At 53.8% G+C, this 24,423-nt stretch carries 24 protein-coding genes; 21 read left to right on the top strand and 3 right to left on the bottom strand.

Annotated elements, in window-relative coordinates; all coding sequences use genetic code 11:
* The first annotated feature begins 133 nt into the window (after nucleotides 1–133).
* From atpI to phoU, 20 genes are all read left to right on the top strand, one after another.
* Nucleotides 134–514 (top strand): F0F1 ATP synthase subunit I, encoded by a 381-nt coding sequence (atpI, locus tag AC2FAJ_RS15760; RefSeq protein ID WP_008500194.1) that lies wholly within the window; start codon nucleotides 134–136, stop codon nucleotides 512–514.
* Between the two features lie 8 nt (nucleotides 515–522).
* Nucleotides 523–1,338 carry a F0F1 ATP synthase subunit A gene (gene atpB, locus AC2FAJ_RS15755; RefSeq protein WP_028014916.1) on the top strand — a complete coding sequence of 272 codons (816 nt, stop codon included), beginning with the start codon at nucleotides 523–525 and terminating at the stop codon, nucleotides 1,336–1,338.
* A gap of 49 nt (nucleotides 1,339–1,387) precedes the next feature.
* Nucleotides 1,388–1,627 carry a F0F1 ATP synthase subunit C gene (gene atpE, locus AC2FAJ_RS15750; RefSeq protein WP_000429386.1) on the top strand — a complete coding sequence of 80 codons (240 nt, stop codon included), beginning with the start codon at nucleotides 1,388–1,390 and terminating at the stop codon, nucleotides 1,625–1,627.
* A gap of 48 nt (nucleotides 1,628–1,675) precedes the next feature.
* Entirely contained in the window at nucleotides 1,676–2,146 is a 471-nt protein-coding gene (gene atpF, locus AC2FAJ_RS15745) for a F0F1 ATP synthase subunit B (protein ID WP_003862370.1), read from the top strand.
* Nucleotides 2,147–2,160: 14 nt separating this feature from the next.
* Entirely contained in the window at nucleotides 2,161–2,694 is a 534-nt protein-coding gene (atpH, locus tag AC2FAJ_RS15740; RefSeq protein ID WP_003862369.1) for a F0F1 ATP synthase subunit delta, read from the top strand.
* A 12-nt stretch (nucleotides 2,695–2,706) separates the two neighbouring features.
* Entirely contained in the window at nucleotides 2,707–4,248 is a 1,542-nt protein-coding gene (atpA, locus tag AC2FAJ_RS15735; RefSeq protein WP_003862367.1) for a F0F1 ATP synthase subunit alpha, read from the top strand.
* 51 nt (nucleotides 4,249–4,299) lie between these two features.
* Nucleotides 4,300–5,163: a F0F1 ATP synthase subunit gamma gene (gene atpG / locus AC2FAJ_RS15730; RefSeq protein WP_003862364.1), complete on the top strand. Its 864-nt coding sequence runs from the start codon at nucleotides 4,300–4,302 to the stop codon at nucleotides 5,161–5,163.
* 31 nt (nucleotides 5,164–5,194) lie between these two features.
* On the top strand, nucleotides 5,195–6,577 hold the full coding sequence (atpD, locus tag AC2FAJ_RS15725; protein ID WP_003862362.1) for a F0F1 ATP synthase subunit beta: 1,383 nt from the start codon (nucleotides 5,195–5,197) through the stop codon (nucleotides 6,575–6,577).
* 20 nt (nucleotides 6,578–6,597) lie between these two features.
* Nucleotides 6,598–7,017, top strand: a complete 420-nt coding sequence (locus tag AC2FAJ_RS15720) for a F0F1 ATP synthase subunit epsilon (RefSeq protein ID WP_006177560.1) — start codon at nucleotides 6,598–6,600, stop codon at nucleotides 7,015–7,017.
* Between the two features lie 138 nt (nucleotides 7,018–7,155).
* Entirely contained in the window at nucleotides 7,156–8,526 is a 1,371-nt protein-coding gene (glmU, locus tag AC2FAJ_RS15715; RefSeq protein ID WP_041911746.1) for a bifunctional UDP-N-acetylglucosamine diphosphorylase/glucosamine-1-phosphate N-acetyltransferase GlmU, read from the top strand.
* 224 nt (nucleotides 8,527–8,750) lie between these two features.
* Nucleotides 8,751–10,580 (top strand): glutamine--fructose-6-phosphate transaminase (isomerizing), encoded by a 1,830-nt coding sequence (glmS, locus tag AC2FAJ_RS15710; protein WP_041911745.1) that lies wholly within the window; start codon nucleotides 8,751–8,753, stop codon nucleotides 10,578–10,580.
* Between the two features lie 326 nt (nucleotides 10,581–10,906).
* A complete protein-coding gene (locus AC2FAJ_RS15705; protein WP_153657025.1) occupies nucleotides 10,907–11,488 on the top strand; it encodes a chaperone-usher fimbrial major subunit in 582 nt (193 codons plus the stop codon).
* A 74-nt stretch (nucleotides 11,489–11,562) separates the two neighbouring features.
* Nucleotides 11,563–12,243 carry a fimbrial chaperone gene (locus AC2FAJ_RS15700; protein WP_485454305.1) on the top strand — a complete coding sequence of 227 codons (681 nt, stop codon included), beginning with the start codon at nucleotides 11,563–11,565 and terminating at the stop codon, nucleotides 12,241–12,243.
* 20 nt (nucleotides 12,244–12,263) lie between these two features.
* Nucleotides 12,264–14,792 (top strand): fimbria/pilus outer membrane usher protein, encoded by a 2,529-nt coding sequence (locus AC2FAJ_RS15695; protein WP_485454304.1) that lies wholly within the window; start codon nucleotides 12,264–12,266, stop codon nucleotides 14,790–14,792.
* A 4-nt stretch (nucleotides 14,793–14,796) separates the two neighbouring features.
* Nucleotides 14,797–15,873, top strand: a complete 1,077-nt coding sequence (gene stgD / locus AC2FAJ_RS15690) for a fimbrial protein StgD (protein ID WP_485454303.1) — start codon at nucleotides 14,797–14,799, stop codon at nucleotides 15,871–15,873.
* A gap of 257 nt (nucleotides 15,874–16,130) precedes the next feature.
* Nucleotides 16,131–17,171 carry a phosphate ABC transporter substrate-binding protein PstS gene (pstS, locus tag AC2FAJ_RS15685; RefSeq protein WP_041911742.1) on the top strand — a complete coding sequence of 347 codons (1,041 nt, stop codon included), beginning with the start codon at nucleotides 16,131–16,133 and terminating at the stop codon, nucleotides 17,169–17,171.
* Between the two features lie 81 nt (nucleotides 17,172–17,252).
* Complete coding sequence (gene pstC, locus AC2FAJ_RS15680; protein ID WP_028014924.1) at nucleotides 17,253–18,212, top strand: phosphate ABC transporter permease PstC; 960 nt, start codon at nucleotides 17,253–17,255, stop codon at nucleotides 18,210–18,212.
* Nucleotides 18,212–19,102 carry a phosphate ABC transporter permease PstA gene (gene pstA, locus AC2FAJ_RS15675; protein WP_014881893.1) on the top strand — a complete coding sequence of 297 codons (891 nt, stop codon included), beginning with the start codon at nucleotides 18,212–18,214 and terminating at the stop codon, nucleotides 19,100–19,102. The genes pstC and pstA overlap by 1 nt, the downstream gene beginning before the upstream one ends.
* Before the next feature lie 47 nt (nucleotides 19,103–19,149).
* Entirely contained in the window at nucleotides 19,150–19,923 is a 774-nt protein-coding gene (gene pstB, locus AC2FAJ_RS15670; RefSeq protein ID WP_010426574.1) for a phosphate ABC transporter ATP-binding protein PstB, read from the top strand.
* Between the two features lie 26 nt (nucleotides 19,924–19,949).
* Entirely contained in the window at nucleotides 19,950–20,675 is a 726-nt protein-coding gene (gene phoU / locus AC2FAJ_RS15665; protein ID WP_003861153.1) for a phosphate signaling complex protein PhoU, read from the top strand.
* A 44-nt stretch (nucleotides 20,676–20,719) separates the two neighbouring features.
* Here the strand turns inward: phoU and yieH are convergent, their stop codons facing one another.
* Nucleotides 20,720–21,385, bottom strand: a complete 666-nt coding sequence (yieH, locus tag AC2FAJ_RS15660; RefSeq protein ID WP_280029227.1) for a 6-phosphogluconate phosphatase — start codon at nucleotides 21,383–21,385, stop codon at nucleotides 20,720–20,722.
* A gap of 165 nt (nucleotides 21,386–21,550) precedes the next feature.
* Here yieH and adeP point away from each other — a divergent pair, with 165 nt between their 5' ends.
* Complete coding sequence (adeP, locus tag AC2FAJ_RS15655; RefSeq protein ID WP_145965165.1) at nucleotides 21,551–22,888, top strand: adenine permease AdeP; 1,338 nt, start codon at nucleotides 21,551–21,553, stop codon at nucleotides 22,886–22,888.
* 92 nt (nucleotides 22,889–22,980) lie between these two features.
* On the opposite strand, the gene AC2FAJ_RS15650 is transcribed toward adeP, so the two are convergent.
* Entirely contained in the window at nucleotides 22,981–23,547 is a 567-nt protein-coding gene (locus tag AC2FAJ_RS15650; protein WP_003861147.1) for an NADPH-dependent FMN reductase, read from the bottom strand.
* A 36-nt stretch (nucleotides 23,548–23,583) separates the two neighbouring features.
* On the bottom strand, nucleotides 23,584–24,330 hold the full coding sequence (locus AC2FAJ_RS15645) for a 4'-phosphopantetheinyl transferase family protein (protein WP_047366738.1): 747 nt from the start codon (nucleotides 24,328–24,330) through the stop codon (nucleotides 23,584–23,586).
* Between the last annotated feature and the right edge of the window lie 93 nt (nucleotides 24,331–24,423).

Here is a 24,423-nt window from a genome sequence, read left to right as displayed (position 1 = left end):
TTCGCTACTTAATGTTTGAAATCACGGGTACGCACCGTATAATTTGTCCGCTTTTTGATGCTTGACTCTGAGCCTTAAAGGACGTTTTATACGACACGCGGCATACCTCGAAGGGAGCAGGAGTAAAAACGTGATGTCTGTGTCGCTCTTGAGTAGAAACGTTGCTCGTAAGCTTCTGTTCATTCAGTTTCTGGCTGTGATAGCAAGTGGACTGCTGTTTAGCCTCAAAGACCCCTTCTGGGGCATTTCCGCCGTGTGCGGGGGTTTGGCGGTCGTGCTGCCAAACGTGTTGTTTATGATTTTTGCCTGGCGTCATCAGGCGCATACACCCGCCAAAGGCCGCGTGGCCTGGTCCTTCGCTCTCGGCGAAGTGTGTAAGGTGTTGCTGACCTTTGCTCTACTGGTGATGGCGCTGGCGGTTTTGAAAGTGGTATTCATGCCGCTGATAGCAACGTGGGTTTTGGTGCTGGTGGTACAAGTTCTGGCTCCAGCTGTAATCAATAACAAAGGGTAAAAGGCATCATGGCTTCAGAAAATATGACGCCGCAGGATTACATAGGTCACCATCTGAATAACCTTCAGCTGGACCTGCGTACATTCTCGCTGGTGGATCCACATAACCCCCCGGCCACCTTCTGGACGATCAACATCGACTCCATGTTCTTCTCGGTGGTTTTGGGTCTTCTGTTCCTGGCCATGTTCCGCAGCGTTGCTAAAAAAGCGACCAGCGGTGTTCCAGGGAAATTCCAGACGTTCGTTGAGATGATCATCGGCTTCGTCCATGGCAGCGTGAAAGACATGTACCATGGTAAGAGCAAGCTGATTGCTCCGCTGGCCCTGACCGTGTTCGTTTGGGTCTTCCTGATGAACCTGATGGACCTGCTGCCAATTGACCTGCTGCCGTTCATCGGCGAGCACATCTTCGGCCTGCCTGCGCTGCGTGTTGTACCGTCTGCGGACGTGAACATCACCCTGTCGATGGCGCTGGGCGTGTTTATCCTGATTCTTTTCTACAGCATCAAAATGAAAGGCGTAAGCGGCTTTGTGAAAGAGCTTACCTTGCAGCCGTTCAACCACTGGGCGTTTATTCCGGTCAACCTGATCCTGGAAGGCGTTAGCCTGCTGTCCAAACCTGTTTCACTGGGTCTGCGACTGTTCGGCAACATGTATGCGGGTGAGCTGATTTTCATTCTGATCGCGGGTCTTCTGCCGTGGTGGTCACAGTGGGTTCTGAATGTGCCATGGGCCATTTTCCACATCCTGATCATTACGCTGCAAGCCTTTATCTTCATGGTTCTGACGATCGTCTATCTGTCGATGGCGTCTGAAGAGCACTGATTTTTTACCAACACTACTACGTTTTAATTGAAACAAACTGGAGACTGTCATGGAAAACCTGAATATGGATCTGCTGTACATGGCTGCCGCTGTGATGATGGGTCTGGCGGCTATCGGTGCTGCGATCGGTATCGGCATCCTCGGAGGTAAATTCCTGGAAGGCGCAGCGCGTCAACCTGATCTGATTCCTCTGCTGCGTACTCAGTTCTTTATCGTTATGGGTCTGGTGGATGCTATCCCAATGATCGCTGTAGGTCTGGGTCTGTACGTGATGTTTGCTGTCGCGTAGTAGTTGTTTTAAAACCCCAAGCCACAGAAATTTAAGAGGTATTGTGCTGTGAACATGAACGCAACAATCCTCGGCCAGGCCATCGCGTTTATTCTCTTTGTCTGGTTCTGCATGAAGTATGTATGGCCGCCTTTAATGGCTGCCATCGAAAAACGTCAGAAAGAAATTGCTGACGGTCTGGCTTCCGCAGAACGCGCTAAGAAAGATTTGGACCTTGCACAGGCCAACGCGACAGACCAGCTGAAAAAAGCGAAAGCTGAAGCTCAGGTAATCATTGAACAGGCTAACAAGCGCCGTTCTCAGATCCTGGACGAAGCCAAAGCTGAAGCAGAACAGGAACGTACTAAGATCGTGACACAGGCTCAGGCTGAAATTGAAGCTGAGCGTAAACGTGCTCGTGAAGAACTGCGTAAGCAGGTTGCGATTCTGGCTGTTGCTGGCGCCGAGAAGATCATCGAACGTTCCGTGGATGAAGCTGCTAACAGCGACATCGTGGACAAACTTGTCGCTGAACTGTAAGGAGGGAGGGGCTGATGTCTGAATTTGTTACGGTAGCTCGCCCCTACGCCAAAGCAGCTTTTGACTTTGCTGTCGAACACCAAAATGTCGATCGCTGGCAGAATATGCTGGCGTTTGCCGCTGAGGTGACGAAAAACGAACAAATGGCCGAGTTGCTTTCCGGTGCGTTAGCGCCTGAAACCCTCGCCGCGTCGTTTATCGCCGTGTGCGGAGAGCAACTGGATGCCAACGGCCAGAACCTGATTAAGGTCATGGCAGAAAATGGTCGTCTCCGTGTGCTCCCGGATGTTCTCGAGCAGTTTGAGCACTTACGTGCCCTTAGTGAAGCAACTGCAGAAGTCGAAGTGACTTCCGCGACTGAACTGAGTGACGAACAGCTTGCGAAAATCACCGCCGCGATGGAAAAACGTCTGTCACGCAAAGTTAAGCTGAATTGCAAAATCGATAAGTCTGTAATGGCAGGCGTAATCATCCGCTCGGGTGATATGGTCATTGATGGCAGCGTACGCGGCCGTCTTGAGCGCCTTGCAGACGTCTTGCAGTCTTAAGGGGACTGGAGCATGCAACTGAATTCCACCGAAATCAGCGAACTGATCAAGCAGCGCATTGCTCAGTTCAATGTTGTGAGTGAAGCTCACAACGAAGGTACTATTGTTTCTGTAAGTGACGGTGTTATCCGCATCCACGGCCTGGCCGATTGTATGCAGGGTGAGATGATTTCCCTGCCGGGTAACCGTTACGCTATCGCACTGAACCTGGAGCGCGACTCCGTAGGTGCAGTTGTGATGGGTCCATACGCTGACCTCGCCGAAGGCATGAAGGTTAAGTGTACTGGCCGTATTCTGGAAGTGCCGGTTGGCCGTGGCCTGCTGGGTCGCGTTGTTAACACCCTGGGTGCGCCAATCGACGGTAAAGGTCCGGTTGAGCACGATGGCTTCTCCCCAATCGAAGTTATCGCACCAGGCGTTATCGACCGTCAGTCCGTTGATCAGCCAGTGCAGACTGGTTATAAGTCCGTTGACGCCATGATCCCAATCGGTCGTGGTCAGCGTGAACTGATCATCGGTGACCGTCAGACCGGTAAAACCGCGATGGCAATCGACGCCATCATCAACCAGCGTGACTCCGGCATCAAATGTGTGTACGTGGCTATCGGCCAGAAAGCGTCCACCATTTCTAACGTGGTTCGTAAACTGGAAGAGCACGGCGCACTGTCTAACACCATCGTTGTGGTAGCAACCGCGTCTGAATCTGCTGCACTGCAATACCTGGCGCCATACGCCGGTTGCGCAATGGGCGAATACTTCCGTGACCGCGGTGAAGATGCGCTGATCGTATACGATGACCTGTCTAAACAGGCTGTTGCTTATCGTCAGGTTTCCCTGCTGCTCCGTCGTCCACCAGGACGTGAAGCATTCCCGGGCGACGTATTCTACCTCCACTCTCGTCTGCTGGAGCGTGCTTCCCGCGTTAACGCGGAATACGTCGAGAACTTCACCAAAGGTGAAGTGAAGGGCAAAACAGGTTCTCTGACCGCGCTGCCGATCATTGAAACCCAGGCGGGTGACGTTTCTGCGTTCGTTCCGACCAACGTAATCTCCATTACCGATGGTCAGATCTTCCTGGAAACCAACCTGTTTAACTCCGGTATTCGTCCGGCGGTTAACCCGGGTATCTCTGTATCCCGTGTGGGTGGTGCTGCTCAGACCAAGATCATAAAGAAACTGTCCGGTGGTATCCGTACCGCGCTGGCACAGTATCGTGAACTGGCTGCGTTCTCTCAGTTCGCATCCGATCTGGACGAAGCAACCCGTAAACAGCTGAGCCACGGTCAGAAAGTGACCGAGCTGCTGAAGCAGAAACAGTACGCTCCAATGTCTGTTGCTCAGCAGGGCCTGGTACTGTTCGCGGCTGAACGCGGTTACCTCGAAGATGTGGAACTGGCGAAAATCGGTAGCTTTGAAGCCGCTCTGCTGGCTTACGTCGACCGTGATCACGCTCCGCTGATGCAAGAGATCAACCAGACCGGTGGCTATAACGACGAAATCGAAGGCAAGCTGAAAGCTATCCTCGATTCCTTCAAAGCAACCCAATCCTGGTAATCGTCCGGCGGCTTGTCTCAGGGCAAGCCGCCTGGCATTGAGGAGAAGCTCATGGCCGGCGCAAAAGAGATACGTAGTAAGATCGCAAGCGTCCAGAACACGCAAAAGATCACTAAAGCGATGGAGATGGTCGCCGCTTCCAAAATGCGTAAATCGCAGGATCGCATGGCGGCCAGCCGTCCTTATGCAGAGACCATGCGCAAAGTGATTGGTCACCTTGCAAACGGTAATCTGGAATATAAGCACCCTTACCTGGAAGAACGCGACGTTAAGCGTGTGGGCTACCTGGTGGTGTCGACTGACCGTGGTCTGTGTGGCGGCTTGAACATTAACCTGTTCAAAAAACTGCTGGCGGATATGAAAGGCTGGTCTGATAAAGGCGTTCAGTGCGATCTGGCACTGATTGGCTCTAAAGGCGTCTCTTTCTTTAACTCCGTTGGTGGCAACATTGTCGCTCAGGTGACCGGTATGGGTGATAACCCGTCCCTGTCCGAACTGATCGGCCCGGTTAAAGTGATGTTGCAGGCCTACGATGAAGGCCGTCTGGACAGACTGTACGTTGTCAGCAACAAATTCATTAACACCATGTCTCAGGTTCCAACGCTCACTCAGATGCTGCCGTTACCGGCATCAGAAGATGACGAGCTGAAGCAGAAAGCCTGGGATTACCTGTATGAACCCGATCCGAAACCGCTGCTGGATACCCTGCTGCGTCGTTACGTTGAATCTCAGGTTTATCAGGGCGTTGTAGAAAACCTGGCCAGCGAGCAGGCCGCACGAATGGTGGCGATGAAAGCCGCGACCGATAATGGCGGCAGCCTGATTAAAGAGCTGCAGTTGGTTTACAACAAAGCTCGTCAGGCCAGCATTACTCAGGAACTCACCGAGATCGTCTCGGGGGCCGCCGCGGTTTAACCAGGTTTACGAATTACGTAGAGGATTCAAGATGGCTACTGGAAAGATTGTCCAGGTAATCGGCGCCGTGGTGGACGTCGAGTTCCCTCAGGACGCCGTACCACGCGTGTACGACGCGCTTGAGGTACAGAATGGTAACGAGAGCCTGGTGCTGGAAGTTCAGCAGCAGCTCGGCGGCGGTATCGTGCGTACCATCGCCATGGGTTCTTCCGACGGTCTGCGTCGTGGTCTGGAAGTCAAAGACCTTGAGCACCCGATCGAAGTCCCGGTAGGTAAAGCAACGCTGGGTCGTATCATGAACGTATTGGGTCAGCCAATCGACATGAAAGGCGACATCGGTGAAGAAGAGCGTTGGGCTATCCACCGCGCGGCACCTTCCTACGAAGAGCTGTCCAGCTCTCAGGAACTGCTGGAAACCGGCATCAAAGTTATCGACCTGATGTGTCCGTTTGCGAAGGGCGGTAAAGTTGGTCTGTTCGGTGGTGCGGGTGTAGGTAAAACCGTAAACATGATGGAGCTGATCCGTAACATCGCGATCGAGCACTCCGGTTACTCCGTGTTTGCGGGCGTAGGTGAACGTACTCGTGAGGGTAACGACTTCTACCACGAAATGACCGACTCCAACGTTCTGGACAAAGTATCCCTGGTTTACGGCCAGATGAACGAGCCACCAGGAAACCGTCTGCGCGTTGCGCTGACCGGCTTGACAATGGCTGAGAAATTCCGTGACGAAGGTCGTGACGTTCTGCTGTTCGTTGATAACATCTACCGTTACACCCTGGCCGGTACTGAAGTATCTGCACTGCTGGGTCGTATGCCTTCAGCGGTAGGTTATCAGCCTACGCTTGCGGAAGAGATGGGTGTTCTTCAGGAACGTATCACCTCTACCAAAACCGGTTCTATCACCTCCGTTCAGGCGGTATACGTACCTGCGGATGACTTGACTGACCCATCTCCAGCAACCACCTTTGCGCACTTAGACGCAACCGTGGTACTGAGCCGTCAGATCGCGTCTCTGGGTATCTACCCGGCTGTTGACCCGCTGGACTCCACCAGCCGTCAGCTGGATCCACTGGTTGTTGGTCAGGAACACTACGACACCGCGCGTGGCGTACAGTCCCTGCTGCAGCGTTACCAGGAACTGAAAGACATCATCGCCATCCTGGGTATGGATGAACTGTCTGAAGAAGACAAACTGGTGGTAGCACGTGCGCGTAAGATCCAGCGCTTCCTGTCCCAGCCGTTCTTCGTTGCGGAAGTATTCACCGGTTCTCCGGGTAAATACGTTTCCCTGAAAGACACCATCCGTGGCTTTAAAGGCATCATGGAAGGCGAATACGATCACCTGCCAGAGCAGGCGTTCTACATGGTTGGTTCCATCGAAGAAGCCGTGGAAAAAGCCAAAAAACTTTAACGCCTTAATCGGAGGGTGATATGGCAATGACTTACCACCTGGACGTCGTCAGCGCAGAGCAACAAATGTTCTCTGGTCTGGTCGAGAAAATCCAGGTAACGGGCAGTGAAGGTGAACTGGGTATTTTCCCGGGTCACGCACCGCTGCTCACCGCCATTAAGCCTGGTATGATCCGCATCGTTAAACAGTTCGGTCACGAAGAGTTTATCTATCTGTCCGGCGGCATTCTTGAAGTGCAGCCTGGCAGTGTGACCGTTCTGGCCGATACCGCTATTCGTGGCCAGGATCTCGACGAAGCGCGAGCCCTGGAATCGAAGCGTAAGGCTGAAGAGCACATTAGCAGCTCTCATGGTGACGTGGATTACGCTCAGGCGTCTGCGGAGCTGGCCAAAGCGATCGCGAAACTGCGCGTTATCGAGTTGACCAAAAAAGCGATGTAACACCGGCTTGAAAAGCACAAAAGCCAGTCTGGATACCAGGCTGGCTTTTTTTTTCATCCTTAATTCATGATGAAAAAGATGTAGAATTTTAGGCATCAAACGTTTTTACTTCTCACTCAAACTACCGTCAGGATGCGTATGTCAAACAGTGCGATGAGCGTGGTGATCCTTGCCGCTGGCAAAGGTACCCGCATGTATTCCGATCTGCCTAAAGTGCTCCACACGCTGGCAGGAAAGCCAATGGTGCAGCATGTCATTGATGCAGCGAATGAACTGGGTGCCCGTCAGGTTCACCTGGTCTACGGCCACGGCGGCGATCTGCTTAAAAAGACGCTGAGCGATGATGCGCTCAACTGGGTGCTTCAGGCTGAACAGCTGGGTACCGGTCATGCGATGCAACAGGCTGCGCCGTTCTTTGCCGATGACGAAGATATTCTGATGCTTTACGGCGACGTTCCACTGATCTCCGTTGAAACGCTGACTCGCCTGCGTGCAGCCAAGCCGCAGGGCGGCATCGGTTTATTGACCGTTGTTCTGGACGATCCAACGGGCTATGGCCGTATCACGCGTGAAAACGGTAACGTGACGGGGATTGTTGAGCATAAAGATGCCAGTGATGAACAGCGCAAGATTCAGGAGATCAACACCGGCATCCTGATTGCCAATGGCGCGGACATGAAGCGCTGGCTCTCTCAGCTCGACAACAATAACGCGCAAGGTGAGTACTACATCACCGACATCATTGCGATGGCGTATTACGAAGGGCGTGAGATCGCCGCCGTTCATCCGGCGTGCATCAGCGAAACGGACGGCGTGAATAACCGCCTGCAGCTTTCCCGTCTTGAGCGTATTTATCAGTCCGAGCAGGCAGAGAAGCTGCTGCTTGCTGGCGTCATGCTGCGCGATCCGGCGCGTTTCGATTTGCGCGGCACCGTGTCTCACGGGCGCGATGTTGAGATCGATACTAACGTTATTCTTGAAGGCAACGTCACGCTGGGCAACCGCGTCAAAATTGGCGCCGGCTGCGTGATTAAAAACAGCGTCATCGGTGACGACTGCGAAATCAGCCCGTACAGCGTGGTGGAAGATGCTCATCTTGAAGCCGCGTGTACCATCGGCCCGTTTGCGCGTCTGCGCCCGGGTGCTGAGCTGCTGGAAGGCGCGCACGTGGGCAACTTCGTGGAAATGAAAAAAGCGCGTCTGGGTAAAGGCTCCAAAGCGGGTCATTTAACCTATCTGGGCGACGCGGAGATTGGCGATAACGTGAACATTGGTGCAGGAACCATTACCTGTAACTATGACGGCGCCAATAAGTTTAAAACCATCATCGGCGATGACGTGTTCGTGGGCTCGGACACGCAGCTGGTGGCACCGGTTACCGTGGGTAACGGCGTGACCATTGCCGCCGGCACGACCGTCACGCGCGACGTAGCGGATAACGAGCTGGTGTTAAGCCGCGTGCCGCAGGTACACAAGCAGGGCTGGAAACGCCCGGTGAAGAAAAAGTAACAACAAGGCGGGTGGCGCTACGCTTACCCGCCCTACGATGGAGTAGGCCTGATAAGGCGTAGCCGTCATCAGGCAAACCCGGGAGAGGAGATAAATATATATCTCCCCCCACAAGCAGTACCCATAAAAATAACCCCACTCTCTACAAGGCTCGGGGCGCCCGGAAAGGGTAAATACAGGTCAGCGACAACGCAGGCATAATGCCTAAATTCGGAATCTAAAATATGTGTGGAATTGTTGGCGCAGTTGCGCAGCGTGATATTGCTGAAATCCTTCTCGAAGGTTTACGTCGTCTGGAATACCGTGGTTACGACTCTGCCGGTCTGGCTGTCGTGGATGCAGAAGGGCATATGACCCGTCTGCGTCGTCTCGGTAAAGTGCAGATGCTGGCCCAGGCTGCGGAAGAACATCCGCTGCACGGTGGTACCGGTATCGCGCACACCCGCTGGGCGACGCACGGCGAACCGTCTGAAGGTAACGCGCACCCGCATGTGTCTGAACACATCGTGGTGGTGCATAACGGCATTATCGAAAACCACGAACCGCTGCGCGAAGAACTGAAAGCGCGCGGCTATACCTTCGTCTCTGAAACCGACACCGAAGTGATTGCTCACCTGGTGCACTGGGAGCTGGCAAAGGGCGGTACGCTGCGTGATGCGGTGCTGCGCGCTATCCCTCAGCTGCGCGGTGCGTATGGTACGGTGATCATGGACTCCCGCGATCCATCTACCCTGCTGGCCGCGCGTTCCGGTAGCCCGATGGTTATCGGTCTGGGCATGGGTGAAAACTTTATCGCCTCCGATCAGCTGGCGCTCCTGCCGGTCACCCGTCGCTTTATCTTCCTGGAAGAGGGCGATATCGCGGAAGTGACGCGCCGCAGCGTGACCGTCTTCGACACCAAAGGCGAGCAGGTGAAGCGTCAGGAGATCGAATCTAACCTGCAGTACGACGCGGGCGACAAAGGCGCTTACCGTCACTACATGCAGAAAGAGATCTACGAGCAGCCGAACGCTATCAAAAACACTCTGACCGGGCGCATCAGCCACGGCGAGGTGGATCTGAGCGAGCTGGGGGCAAACGCCAACGAACTGCTCGGCAAGGTTGAACATATTCAGATCGTAGCCTGCGGTACCTCATATAACTCCGGTATGGTCTCTCGCTACTGGTTTGAATCCCTGGCGGGTGTGCCGTGCGACGTAGAAATCGCATCTGAGTTCCGCTATCGCAAGTCTGCGGTGCGTCGTAACAGCCTGATGATCACTCTTTCCCAGTCCGGCGAAACGGCGGATACGCTGGCAGCGCTGCGTCTGTCTAAGGAATTGGGTTATCTGGGCTCGCTGGCCATCTGTAACGTCCCGGGCTCATCCCTGGTGCGTGAGTCCGATCTGGCGCTGATGACCAAAGCGGGCACCGAAATCGGCGTGGCCTCCACCAAAGCGTTTACCACTCAGCTGACCGTTCTGCTGATGCTGGTGGCGAAGCTGGCGCGTCTGAAAGGCGAAGATGCTTCCGTTGAGCACGACATCGTTCACGGCCTGCAGGCGCTGCCGAGCCGTATTGAGCAGATGCTGTCTCAGGACAAACGCATTGAAGCGCTGGCGGAAGATTTCTCTGACAAACATCACGCCCTGTTCCTGGGTCGTGGCGATCAGTACCCTATTGCGCTGGAAGGCGCACTGAAGCTGAAAGAGATCTCCTACATCCACGCGGAAGCCTACGCGGCAGGCGAGCTGAAACACGGCCCACTGGCGCTGATTGATGCGGATATGCCGGTCATCGTTGTGGCACCTAACAACGAACTGCTGGAAAAACTGAAATCCAACATCGAAGAGGTGCGCGCCCGCGGCGGTGTCCTGTACGTCTTCGCCGACAAGGATGCCGGTTTTGTCAGCAACGACAACATGCACATCATTGAGATGCCACATGTGGAAGAGGTGATTGCACCGATCTTCTACACCGTTCCGCTGCAACTGCTGGCCTATCACGTGGCGCTGATCAAAGGCACCGACGTTGACCAGCCGCGTAACCTGGCGAAATCGGTTACGGTGGAATAATAGTCCGTTTATTTTCGATAAAGCCTTAGCGCCATGCTAAGGCTTTTTTATTTCTATATAAATATAATCTGAAAAACAAACCCCGTTTTTTCTTCTCATACACGCTTATTGTAAACTTAAATTTATACGAAATAATATTGATTCGGGCCTGGTGTTTTATTCGTTTATTATATTATTCCTCCTTACATAATAACTCCTTTAAAAATATAATTTTATTTCTTGCTGAGTTTAATTTTATTTGTATTATATCGGCCGAACGCAGGTTCCATGATTTATTTAAATCATGAATGTAATAGATGGATTTATTAATTTAATGGCGGAGTACTATGAAACGTAATATTTTTACAGGGATTTTGGCGTTATCTTCACTGTTTTTAGCGAATCAGGTTATCGCATCTGACGGTATTGTACACTTCCGTGGCGAAGTGGTGGATACCACATGTGAAGTCACTTCAGATACGGCTGGGCAGACGGTGAATATCGGTAAGGTGGGTAAAACTGCTTTCACGGGTATTGACTCTACGGCATCGGTAAAAGATTTTCATATCCGACTGGATAAATGCCCAACCACGTACACTCAGGCTGCCGTTCGCTTTGATGGTACGGAAGATAAGGACACTATCGGCAAGGGCTATCTTGCCATCGGTACGCCTGTCGTGGGTGACACGGGCACTGACGGTACCTTCACCGGCGGGGATACCGCTGTCGCAGCAACGGGTGTGGCGATTAAATTGTACAACCTGAAAGACGATACCGCCGTCCCGCTGTACGGCAATTCTGCTTATAGCCCCATCACCGCAGGCAAAGCCGATTTAGGGTTTAAAGCGAAATATGTGCAGACCCTGGCTACGGTCACGCCGGGTACGGCTAACGCTGATTCTCAATTTACTATTGAATATTTGAAATAATATCACCCCGCACACTCTGTTGAGCCTGGTGGTTGCCACTTATCTATCAGGCTCTTTATATAAAGGATTATTTTGTGATAAGAGTGTTTTTCGGCGTGCTCGTGACGCTGTGGCTGGCCCTTTTTTCATGTTTTTCAACCGCGGGCATCATTATTGGTGGAACGCGTATTATATATTCCAGTGATAAATCCGATGCGACCATTTCGGTTCGTAACAATGATAATACGCTGCCCTATTTGATTCAGACATGGGTTGATCCCTTCGAAAGTCGCGATCGCTCTTCACCGCCTTTCACCGTTATTCCTCCGGTTTCCCGGCTGGAGCCGCAGCAGGAAAAAATTCTGCGAATTATGAAAGTCAAAGGGGCACTGCCTGACGATCGCGAATCCGTCTTTTGGCTGAACGTAAAAAATTTTCCGCCTTCGGGCAACAGCCCAAACCGGCTGGAAATCGCCATCAAAACGCGCATCAAACTCTTCTGGCGTCCGGCTGCGCTCAAGGTCACCCCGGAAGCCGCCGCGCCGAAAGTCACCTGGCATACCGAAGGCGGTTTTTTGGTTGTGCATAATCCCAGCGCCATTCACGTCAACGTGATGAATGTGACAGTCGACGGGAAGGATGTGCCTTTGAATATTATCCGCCCGTTTGAAACCCTGCGTCTTCCGCTGCCTGCGGGAACGTCCGGTCATAACATGGTCTGGCGCTACGTCAATGACTACGGCGGCATCAGTAACACTATTGCGCTTACCCTCTGATCATCGGGATATCCTGGCAAATGGCCTCCTCACCGCTCGTAAAACTCCTGATGATCTCAGGGATATTCTTTTCTGCTGCGAAAATGTCTGCGGCAAACGATCTGTTTAATCCCGCCTTGCTGGAGATCGATCACCCCGTTGATGTGGACATCAGCCAGTTCAACCGGGCAAACAGCCTGCCTGCCGGGGATTACAAGGTCGATATTTTTGTTAACGGTAAGCGTATTGAACAACGCGTCGTGACGTTTGTTCAGGATAATGCAGAGGCGGAAATCACCCCCTGTTTTGTGGATGCGAAAAGCGTCCTGGCCTCCTTTGGCGTAAAAGTTGAAGCGGTAAAGGCGCTGGCAGAGATCGACGAGAAGCAGTGTATCCGTCCTGCGGCGATGATAGAGGGGGCGACCTCGACGTTTAATACGGATGAGCTGGCCCTCAATCTGACCATCCCGCAGATTTATATTGATGCCGCTGCCCATGATGCGATAAGCCCTTCCCGCTGGGATGAAGGCATTAACGCATTGATGGTGAATTATGATTTTTCAGGCTCTGAAACGCTTCGCGACGATGACGGTGATGACGAGGCGTTTTACTACCTCAACCTGCGCAACGGGATAAACGTGGGGGCATGGCGCCTTCGCAACTACAGCATCCTCAATATCAGCAACGGGCAGTCAGCCTATGACACTATAAGCACCTACGCCGAGCGGAATATTGCCGCACTTCGTAGCCAGGTGATGATTGGAGATACGTTTACCGCCAGCGATGTGTTTGACAGCACGCAGCTTCGCGGCGTGCGGCTCTACACCGATAACGACATGCTTCCCGCCAGCCAGAACGGGTTTGCTCCGGTGGTTCGCGGCGTGGCGAAAAGTAACGCCACCGTCATCGTCAGGCAGAATGGATACGTTATTTATCAATCTGCCGTTCCGCCGGGCGCCTTTTCGCTGACCGATCTTAATACTACCCACTCAGGCGGCGATCTGGATGTCACCATCAAAGAAGAGGACGGCAGCGAACAACGCTTCACGCAGCCCTATGCGTCGTTAGCCATACTGAAGCGCGAGGGACAGACCGATGTGGATATCAGCGCAGGTGAGTTGCGTGACCAACATGCCTTCACGCCGGACGTGTTTCAGGCTCAGCTGCTGCGCGGTCTGCCGTGGGGATTAACGCTGTATGGCGGCATGCAGCTGGCGCAGGATTATCGCGCCGCTGCGCTCGGGGTCGGCAAGGATATGGGGTCGCTGGGCGCACTCTCCTTTGACGTCACCCACGCAGCCGCCTGGTTCGACGAGAACGACAATGAACAGGGACAGTCCTATCGTTTCCTCTATTCAAAACGCTTTGATGATACCGACACGACGCTCCGGCTGGTGGGTTACCGGTACTCGACGGAAGGGTACTACACGCTGAATGAGTGGGCTTCACGCCAGAATAACCAAAGCGATTTCTGGGTAACCGGTAACCGGCGCAGCAGGCTGGAAGGTACGTGGACCCAAACTTTCGGCGAAGGTATGGGCAACCTCTATCTGACGTTGAGCCGCCAGCAGTACTGGAAGACGGACGCTGTCGAACGACTGGTGCAATTCGGCTACAGCAACAGCTGGCGATCTATCTCCTGGAACCTCTCCTGGAACTATTCGGATTCTGCCACCACTTCCAGCGGCCGCCAGGATGCCGATAGCACCTCCTCTGAAAGCGAGCAGATCTTCATGTTTTCCGTATCGGTTCCGCTATCCGGCTCGCTCAGCAACAGCTACGTCTCGTATAGCGCGACGCAAAATAACCACGGTAAAGGGATGCATCAGGTTGGCGTAAACGGTACGGCGCTCGAAGGACATAACCTCTCTTATAACATTCAGCAATCCTGGGATGCTGATGAACGAGAGAGCAACGGCAGTGCAGGACTTGGGTATGACGGAACATACGGCTCGGTGAATGCCAGCTATGACTATAGCCGGGAATCAGAGCGCCTTAACTATGGTGTGAAAGGTGGCATTCTGGCGCACAGCGAAGGGATCACTTTTTCTCAGGAGCTGGGTGAGACCGTCGCGCTGATTAAAGCCCCCGGAGCCGCCGGTCTTGAGCTGGAAAACGCTGGTGGCATCGCCACTGACTGGCGGGGCTTTACCGTCCAGACGCAGCTCAACCCCTACGATGAAAACCGTGTCGCTTTCGACAGCGATTACTTCGCCAAAGCCAACGTCGAGCTTGATAACAGCGTCCTTACCCTGGTGCCCACACGTGGCGCCGTGGTGAAGGCTGTATTTGTTACGCACGTTGGCTACCGCATCTTGTTTAACGTTCGTCAGGCGAATGGACAACCCGTCCCCTTTGGCGCGATGGCGTCCGCGGAGCTTGAGTCCGGCAGCGTGACCGGCATTGTCGGGGATAACGGCGATGTCTACCTTTCCGGTATGCCGGAAGACGGTACGTTTTCACTGAACTGGGGAAAGGGGAATGCCAGTCGCTGCACGGTGCATTACCACATTAACAAGCCGACAGGTGTCGAGCTGGTTCAGACAACGGCAGTTTGCCAACAGGAATAGCGCGATGAAATTGGGTTTGAAAAGGCTGTTTGTTGTAATGACGCTTTTATTCAGTACATGGAGCAAGGCTGCGCTTGCGGGGGATGGGATCTGCCATGCAGTAGGTGGAACCTATCTCTACAATCTGAATGTGAATAATCAGCAAATACCGGCTGATAAAAATAAAGCGGGTATGGAGATAAGAGATCTGGAGACCCTAACGTCCCCCACGACCTATAAAGTTGAATGTAATTGCCTGACGCGCTATACCACCGTCTTTCGAGAGATTTACTATACGGCCACTTCGCCTCTGAACGTCGATACGACGAGAAACGGTTATACCTACTACAGACTGAATGACAACTTGAGTATTGCCTCCTCGATTCATGTATTGGGACGTAACTTTATTCCCGTACCCTTTTCTGCGGAACCAAATCGCGTAACCTCCGGTATGTACTGCTATGCGGATGGCGAAGAAGGCAACCAGGCGATACTGGATACGGGATCGGAGATCAAGCTGTCATTTCTGGTTAACAAACCTTTTATCGGCAAGGTCACGGTACCCGGCACGATCGTCGCGGATCTGTACGGCGGAATAAACACACAATCCTCTTTGGCGAGTACCGAAAAGCTGGCAGAAATCCGTATTTCGGGTGATATCGTCGCACCGCAAAGCTGTGAGATTGCGTCGGGGCAGTCGCTGGAAATCGATTTTGGTAAAATTCCTTCTACGGCGTTTTCTGCGGTGCAGGGCACGCCCGTTTCCAGCCACAAGGTGACCAAAACCATCCTCGTCCAGTGCACCGGAATTAGGGATGAAAATATCGTCTACTCTTCCCTTCATGCCGATCCGGTTGACTCCAGCGCGACAATGATGAAAGTCAACGGTAATGATGATGTCGGGATTGTCATTTATGACAAGGCCGACCGCGCGGTGAATGTGAACGGCGGCAGCATGAGTATGGACAGGGGGCCGAACAATCAGGGGGCAGAAACCAACTCGCTGACGTTTTCCGCGGCGCCAGCCAGTGCGACAGGCGCTCAGCCCAGGCCGGGGACCTTTGACGCCTACGCCACCATCACGCTGGAGATCGCCAACTGAATAAACACAGGGGCGAAATGTTTCCGCCCCTGTTACATATTACAGTCATTGTCATTTTTTCCATTCTGAACCACACTTCCTTTCATCATGATGCTTTAGTGAAAAATAAAATCATGTGTTTATTCATGAGGTTAACGTGCAGGCATGCATTGTCATAAAACTGTCATATTTCGTACATTTATCTGTCACCTGTTTGTCCTATTTTGCTCATCGTAGCCACTTAAACAATGATTTACGAAATCCTTGCAGGAGACATTATGAAAGTTATGCGTACCACTGTCGCAACTGTTGTCGCCGCGACCTTATCCATGAGCGCTTTCTCTGTATTCGCAGCAGCAAGCCTGACAGGTGCCGGTGCAACCTTCCCTGCGCCGGTGTATGCCAAATGGGCGGATACCTACCAGAAGGAAACCGGCAACAAGGTTAACTATCAGGGTATCGGCTCCTCCGGTGGCGTTAAACAAATTACCGCGAATACCGTTGATTTCGGCGCATCTGACGCTCCGCTGTCTGATGAAAAACTGAATCAGGAAGGCCTGTTCCAGTTCCCGACCGTGATCGGCGGCGTTGTGCTGGCCGTTAACATCCCTGGCCTGAAATCAGGCGAGCTGGTGCTGGACGGCAAAACCCTGGGTGACATCTACCTGGGCAAAATCAAAAAATGGGATGACGAAGCCATCACCAAACTGAACCCGGGCGTTAAGCTGCCTTCGCAGAACATTGCTGTGGTTCGTCGTGCTGATGGTTCCGGTACCTCCTTCGTGTTCACCAGCTACCTGGCAAAAGTGAACGAAGAGTGGAAATCGAAAGTCGGCTCCGGCTCTACCGTTAACTGGCCAACCGGTCTGGGCGGTAAAGGTAACGACGGCATCGCTGCCTTCGTACAGCGTCTGCCTGGCTCTATCGGTTACGTAGAATACGCTTACGCTAAGCAGAACAACCTGGCTTACACCAAACTGGTTTCTGCTGACGGCAAACCGGTTAGCCCAACTGAAGAGAACTTCGCTAACGCAGCGAAAGGCGCTGACTGGAGCAAATCCTTCGCACAGGATCTGACTAACCAGAAAGGCGACAACGCGTGGCCAATCACTTCTACAACGTTCATTCTGATTCACAAAGATCAGAAGAAACCAGAGCAAGGTACTGAAGTGCTGAAGTTCTTTGACTGGGCATACAAAAACGGCGGCAAACAGGCTAACGACCTGGATTACGCCAGCCTGCCAGACAGCGTGGTTGAGCAGATTCGTGCTGCATGGAAAACCAACGTGAAAGACAGCAGCGGTAAAGCATTGTATTAATTTAGCATTCTGACGAAAATGGCGGGTGGCGCTTGCGCTTACCCGCCGATTTCGTAAACGCGTTTAACAGAAGAGTGATTTATGGCTGCAACCAAGCCTGCATTTAACCCTCCGGGTAAAAAAGGTGACATGATTTTCGGCGCGCTGGTCAAACTGGCTGCGCTGATTGTGCTATTGCTGCTGGGCGGCATTATCGTGTCTCTGATTTTCTCCTCCTGGCCGAGCATTCAGAAATTCGGTTTCTCTTTCCTGTGGACCAAAGAGTGGGACGCGCCGAACGATATCTACGGTGCGCTGGTGCCGATTTACGGTACGCTGGTGACCTCGTTCATCGCCCTGCTGATTGCGGTTCCGGTAAGCTTCGGTATTGCGCTGTTCCTGACGGAGCTGGCGCCGGGCTGGCTGCGTCGCCCGCTGGGTATTGCCATCGAACTGCTGGCGGCCATCCCAAGTATCGTATACGGCATGTGGGGCCTGTTTATCTTTGCGCCGCTGTTTGCCACGTACTTCCAGGAGCCGGTAGGTAATGTTCTCTCCGCTGTTCCGTTTGTGGGAGCCCTGTTCTCTGGCCCGGCATTCGGTATCGGTATTCTGGCGGCAGGTGTGATCCTCGCCATCATGATTATTCCGTACATTGCGGCGGTAATGCGCGATGTCTTCGAACAAACCCCGGTGATGATGAAAGAGTCGGCCTACGGCATCGGCTGTACCACCTGGGAAGTTATCTGGCGCATTGTCCTTCCGTTCACCAAAAATGGGGTGATCGGCGGCGTAATGCTGGGCTTAGGTCGCGCGCTGGGTGAAACGATGGCGGTCACCTTTATCATCGGTAACACCTACCAGCTCGACAGCGCTTCACTCTATATGCCGGGTAACAGTATTACCTCCGCGCTGGCAAACGAATTTGCCGAAGCGGAATCAGGGCTTCACGTCGCAGCGCTGATGGAGCTGGGTCTGATTCTGTTCGTTATCACCTTCATTGTTCTGGCGATTTCCAAGCTGATGATCCTGCGTCTCGCGAAAAATGAGGGGGCACGCTGATGGCAACTCTCGAAATGCAAAGCACCGCTCAGCTTGCCGAATCCCGCCGCAAAATGCAGGCGAAGCGTCGTTTTAAAAACCGCATTGCGCTGACGCTTTCCATGGCAACGATGGCATTCGGCCTGTTCTGGCTGATCTGGATCCTGATGTCCACCATCACCCGTGGTATTGATGGAATGTCTCTGGCGCTGTTCACCGAGATGACGCCGCCGCCAAATACGGCGGGTGGTGGTCTGGCGAACGCCCTGGCGGGCAGCGGCCTGCTGATCCTGTGGGCGACCGTTTTCGGTACGCCGCTGGGCATCATGGCCGGCATCTACCTGGCAGAGTACGGGCGTAAATCCTGGCTGGCAGAGGTGATTCGCTTCATTAACGACATCCTGCTTTCCGCTCCGTCGATTGTCGTGGGCCTGTTTGTTTACACCATCGTAGTCGCGCAAATGGAACACTTCTCCGGCTGGGCGGGCGTAATTGCGCTGGCGCTGCTGCAGGTGCCTATCGTCATTCGTACCACCGAAAACATGCTGAAACTGGTGCCGGATAGCCTGCGTGAAGCAGCTTACGCACTGGGTACGCCGAAATGGAAAATGATTTCTGCGATCACCCTCAAAGCGTCGGTCTCCGGGATCATGACCGGTATCCTGCTGGCTATCGCCCGTATTGCCGGTGAAACGGCACCGCTGCTGTTTACTGCCCTCTCCAACCAGTTCTGGAGCACGGACATGATGCAGCCGATCGCCAACCTGCCGGTGACGATCTTTAAATTTGCGATGAGCCCATTCGCGGAATGGCAGCAGCTGGCCTGGGCCGGGGTGCTGATCATCACCCTTTGCGTACTGTTGCTGAACATTCTGGCGCGCGTCATTTTCGCGAAGAAGAAACACGGTTAATTTTTTACGGCGCGGCAGCTCGCGGCGTCGAATGAGGAAATGAGTCAATGAGTATGGTTGATACTGCCCCGGGTAAGATTCAGGTTCGTGATTTGAACTTCTACTACGGCAAATTCCATGCCCTGAAGAACATCAACCTGGATATCGCGAAGAACCAGGTCACGGCATTCATCGGTCCGTCTGGCTGTGGCAAGTCCACGCTGCTGCGTACCTTTAACAAAATGTATTCGCTCTATCCGGAGCAGCGCGCTGAAGGTGAAATTATCCTGGATGGCGAAAACATTCTGACCCAGGCCCAGGATATCGCCCTGCTGCGTGCCAAAGTGGGGATGGTGTTCCAGAAACCGACGCCGTTCCCGATGTCCATCTATGACAACATCGCGTTTGGCGTTCGCCTGTTTGAGAAGCTCTCCCGTGCGGACATGGACGAGCGCGTGCAGTGGGCATTGACCAAGGCCGCATTATGGAACGAAACCAAAGATAAACTTCATCAGAGCGGGTACTCTCTCTCCGGTGGTCAACAGCAGCGTCTGTGCATTGCGCGCGGTATCGCCATTCGCCCGGAAGTGTTGCTGCTGGATGAACCATGTTCAGCGCTGGACCCGATCTCAACCGGCCGTATTGAAGAGCTGATCACCGAGCTGAAGCAGGATTACACCGTGGTTATCGTGACCCACAACATGCAGCAGGCTGCGCGTTGCTCAGATCACACGGCGTTTATGTACCTGGGCGAGTTGATTGAGTTCAGCGATACGGACGCGCTGTTCACCCGGCCCGCGAAGAAACAAACCGAAGATTATATTACTGGCCGCTACGGTTGATTTGCCTTAGTGCATGTGGAGAAACCATGGACAACCTCAATCTTAATAAACACATTTCAGGCCAGTTCAACGCAGAGCTGGAAAGTATTCGCACGCAGGTGATGACCATGGGTGGCATGGTTGAGCAGCAGCTTTCTGATGCGATTACGGCAATGCATAACCAGGACAGCGAGCTGGCGAAGCGCGTCATCGAAGGCGACCATAACGTCAACATGATGGAAGTGGCGATCGACGAAGCCTGCGTGCGTATTATCGCCAAGCGTCAGCCGACCGCGAGCGACCTGCGTCTGGTAATGGCGATCATTAAAACCATCGCCGAGCTGGAACGTATTGGTGACGTGGCGGATAAAATCTGCCGCACCGCGCTGGAGAAGTTTTCCCAGCAGCATCAGCCGCTGCTGGTAAGCCTGGAGTCGCTGGGCCGCCACACCGTGCAGATGCTGCACGACGTGCTGGATGCCTTTGCGCGTATGGATCTGGATGAAGCGGTGCGTATCTACCGTGAAGACAAGAAAGTCGACCAGGAGTATGAAGGCATTGTGCGTCAGCTGATGACCTACATGATGGAAGATTCCCGTACCATCCCAAGCGTGCTGACGGCCCTGTTCTGCGCGCGCTCTATCGAGCGTATCGGCGACCGCTGCCAGAACATTTGCGAATATATTTTCTACTTCGTGAAGGGACAGGACTTCCGTCACGTGGGCGGCGACGAGCTGGACAAGCTGCTGGCGGGTAAAGATCCGAAAGAGTGATGGTTGTGGCGGGTGGCGCTGGCGCTTACCCGCCCTACGTTAGCTTAACGCGTAATATCCCACCCGCGTGCCTTCCACAACTCTGGCAATTGCGCCAGATCGTTAAAGGTCGTCACTTTTGGATGATCGATCGGCTTGTTGTGCGGATCGGCACAGAAGTAAAACACCTCCATCCCCGCATCAATCCCCGACTGGGCGCCCGCAGGCGAGTCATCCACCAGAATGCAGTTCTCCACGTTGACGTTCATCGCCTTCGCCGCGTGGAACATCAGGGCCGGATCGGGCTTCCAGCGCTGGATATCGTAGCCGCTGAACAGTTTTTCCGGAAAGTGGTGCAGCATTTCAAGCTTGCCCAGTGAATGCTGCATTTTGCTGACCGGACCGTTGGAAACTACGCAGATTGGCACCGTCATCGCATCCAGCAGCGCGTTAGCCCCGGCAATAACTTCCAGTTCTGAGTCAAAGAGGCGTGCGACCTCGGCGCGGTACACCGGTTCCAGCTCCGCTTTCGCCAGATCCACCCCGTGCTCTTCGTTAATGATGTCGATGATCTCGTACAGCTTCACGCCCTTAAAGCGTTTGAACACCTCTTCGAGATCGAGCGTAATGCCAAATTCCTGGAACATGGCGACATACGCGCGGGAACAAATGACCTCACTGTCGACCAGCGTACCGTCACAGTCGAAAAATACCGCTTCAATTCCGGACATGCCCTTCCCTTTTAACAAGTTTAACGTTTACGTACGACACATTTACGAGACGCAATCGTTGCCGTATAAGCATAATCAATGAAAAAAGTATCCCGTAACCGCCACTATTGTCGCATTTTGGTATAGGATAGCGACGAATTTTCCCTCCTTGTTCGGAAATTGATGATGAGTCAACAACACACAACCCAGACATCTGGTCAGGGTCTGCTTGAGCGCGTATTCAAACTGCGCGAGCACGGCACAACGGCACGCACCGAAGTGATCGCCGGTTTCACCACCTTCCTGACGATGGTCTATATCGTTTTTGTGAACCCGCAAATTCTGGGCGTCGCTGGCATGGACACCAGCGCCGTCTTTGTTACCACCTGTCTGATCGCGGCCCTTGGCAGCATCCTGATGGGCGTTTTCGCTAACCTGCCTGTGGCGCTGGCACCCGCTATGGGCCTGAATGCGTTCTTCGCGTTCGTGGTGGTTCAGGCGATGGGCCTGCCGTGGCAGGTTGGTATGGGCGCTATCTTCTGGGGTGCGGTCGGCCTGCTGCTGCTGACCATCTTCCGCGTCCGCTACTGGATGATTGCCAATATCCCGGTGAGCCTGCGCGTGGGTATCACCAGCGGTATCGGTCTGTTCATCGGCATGATGGGTCTGAAAAACGCCGGTGTGATCGTGGCGAACCCGGAAACGCTGGTGAGCATCGGTAACCTGACCTCGCACAGCGTGCTGCTGGGCGTGCTGGGCTTCTTCATCATCGCGATCCTGGCGTCGCGCAACATCCACGCTGCGGTGCTGGTCTCTATCATCGTGACCACGCTGCTGGGCTGGATGCTGGGTGACGTGCATTACAGCGGTATTGTCTCTGCGCCGCCGAGCGTCTCTACCGTGATTGGTCACGTTGACCTGGCGGGTTCCCTGAACCTGGGCCTGGCGGGCGTGATCTTCTCCTTCATGCTGGTCAACCTGTTTGACTCCTCCGGTACGCTGATTGGCGTGACGGACAAAGCGGGTCTGGCTGACGAGAAAGGCAAATTCCCGCGCATGAAGCAGGCGCTGTATGTGGACAGCATCTCTTCCGTGGCGGGTTCTTTCATTGGCACCTCATCTGTTACCGCTTACATTGAATCCTCTTCCGGCGTGTCCGTGGGTGGCCGTACCGGCCTGACGGCGGTGGTGGTGGGTATCCTGTTCCTACTGGTGATCTTCCTCTCTCCGCTGGCGGGTATGGTTCCACCGTATGCGGCTGCCGGCGCGCTGATTTACGTGGGCGTGCTGATGACCTCGAGCCTGGCGCGCGTGAAGTGGGAAGATTTAACCGAAGCGGTGCCGGCCTTTATTACCGCCGTGATGATGCCGTTCAGCTTCTCGATCACCGAAGGTATCGCGCTGGGCTTTATCTCTTACTGCGTAATGAAGATCGGTACCGGCCGCTTCCGCGAACTCAGCCCGTGCGTGATTATCGTTGCGCTGCTGTTTGTGTTGAAGATTGTGTTTATTGACGCCAAATAAACAGTAAGCCCTTTTCTTCGAAAAGGGCTTTAGTGTTTGTTCCCTCTCCCCGTGGGAGAGGGTCAGGGTGAGGGCATCAGGCCGCAATTATCTTACGCCTTCACCCGCTTAATATAATCCCCGAACGCGGTCAGCTGGCCAGAGAGATGGTCACGCGTGCTCTGATCCACCACTTCACCCGTCTGCGGGTCGACCTTGTTTTGAATCACACCGCCCATAAATTCCGGCTTGTTCATCACCATCGCATCCAGGAACACCAGGATCTGGCGCAGGTGATACTGGCAGCGTGCGCCACCAATCGCGCCCATTGAGCTGGTCTGGATCAGCACCGGTTTGCCAGACAGCGGCTGTTCCGGTAAACGAGATAACCAGTCAATCGCGTTCTTCAGGCCACCCGGAACCGAGTAGTTATACTCCGGCGTGACAATGACCACACCGTCGGCCTGGCGGATCTGCTCGGCTATCGCCTCCACGCTCTGCGGGAACCCCTCTTCCTGCTGGACATCTGCATCATACAGCGGGATATCGCCAATAGATGGCAGGGCGCTAATTTCCATACCTGCCGGGGCCAGCTGCGGCAGCGTGCGGGCAACCATTCCGTTAAATGAACCTTTGCGCAGGCTTCCCAGTAACGTAACTACTTTCAACGTATCAGACATGATTACTCCTGTTTCATCATGATGACCCTGATTGGATCAGCTATGGGTAAATGCTTTTTCTGCCGGTAAACTGGTTAAACGCATCAGGCGTGCGGCGGGCTCGTTGGCGCGCTCGGGCACATCCGGAAGGCTACTCCATCCCTCTTTACTGTCAAATTCCCAAATCTTTAGCCGTTCGATGGCTGGGCTAACTGCAACAGACCATATCAACACATCTTCTGCATCGCTGAGCGCCTCTACAAGCGTAGCTTTAGCGGCACGCAGGCGTCCGGAGCCGGGCAACAATTGCAACAGGCTGGCATCGTCTGAAGCGCATCCGCAGAGCTTTCGAATACTCTGGCGCAGGGTGATGAGCTGGGCTCTGGCCTCGACGGAGTCGTTCTGGTTGCGTACCCACAGCTTCTCATTACTGGAGAGCGGGTAGTCATCGTGCGGGCTTGCGCCGTGGAAGCTCCGCGTTGCACGCTGAAGCTCCATATCCAGCCCGCAATCCCCTTCGGTGGTCAGCGCCACGCCAATGATATTGCCCGTATAGGCAATGGAAAAACGGGGGAGTTCCGGGTCAGCAAAGACCGGGCGGCCTTCTGGTTGCGTGACGATTTCCGGCAGTTCGCTGGTGCCGTACAGCATAAACAGCAGTTCTGCGAGAAGTGCTCTCGAGGCTAAAAACCGCGTCCTGCGGTGTTCGGGGAGTTTGAGCGCCTCACTGTGACAGGCTGAAGAGAGTCTGGCCGATACGAGACGTCCTTCTGTAAGTATCCCTCTTGCAAAGTGCGTTGCCATTTTTCGCTCCTTGATAATGGTCGTAATCGGTTAAACGGTTACATGATTATCGCTTAACTTGGCTCCTGTTTTAATCAGTAAATCGGAGTAAGA

The organism is Enterobacter cloacae complex sp. 385G4, assembly GCF_057320665.1.
The sequence above is the reverse complement of the archived record's forward strand: the minus strand, read 5'-3'. Positions and strand labels throughout refer to the sequence as shown.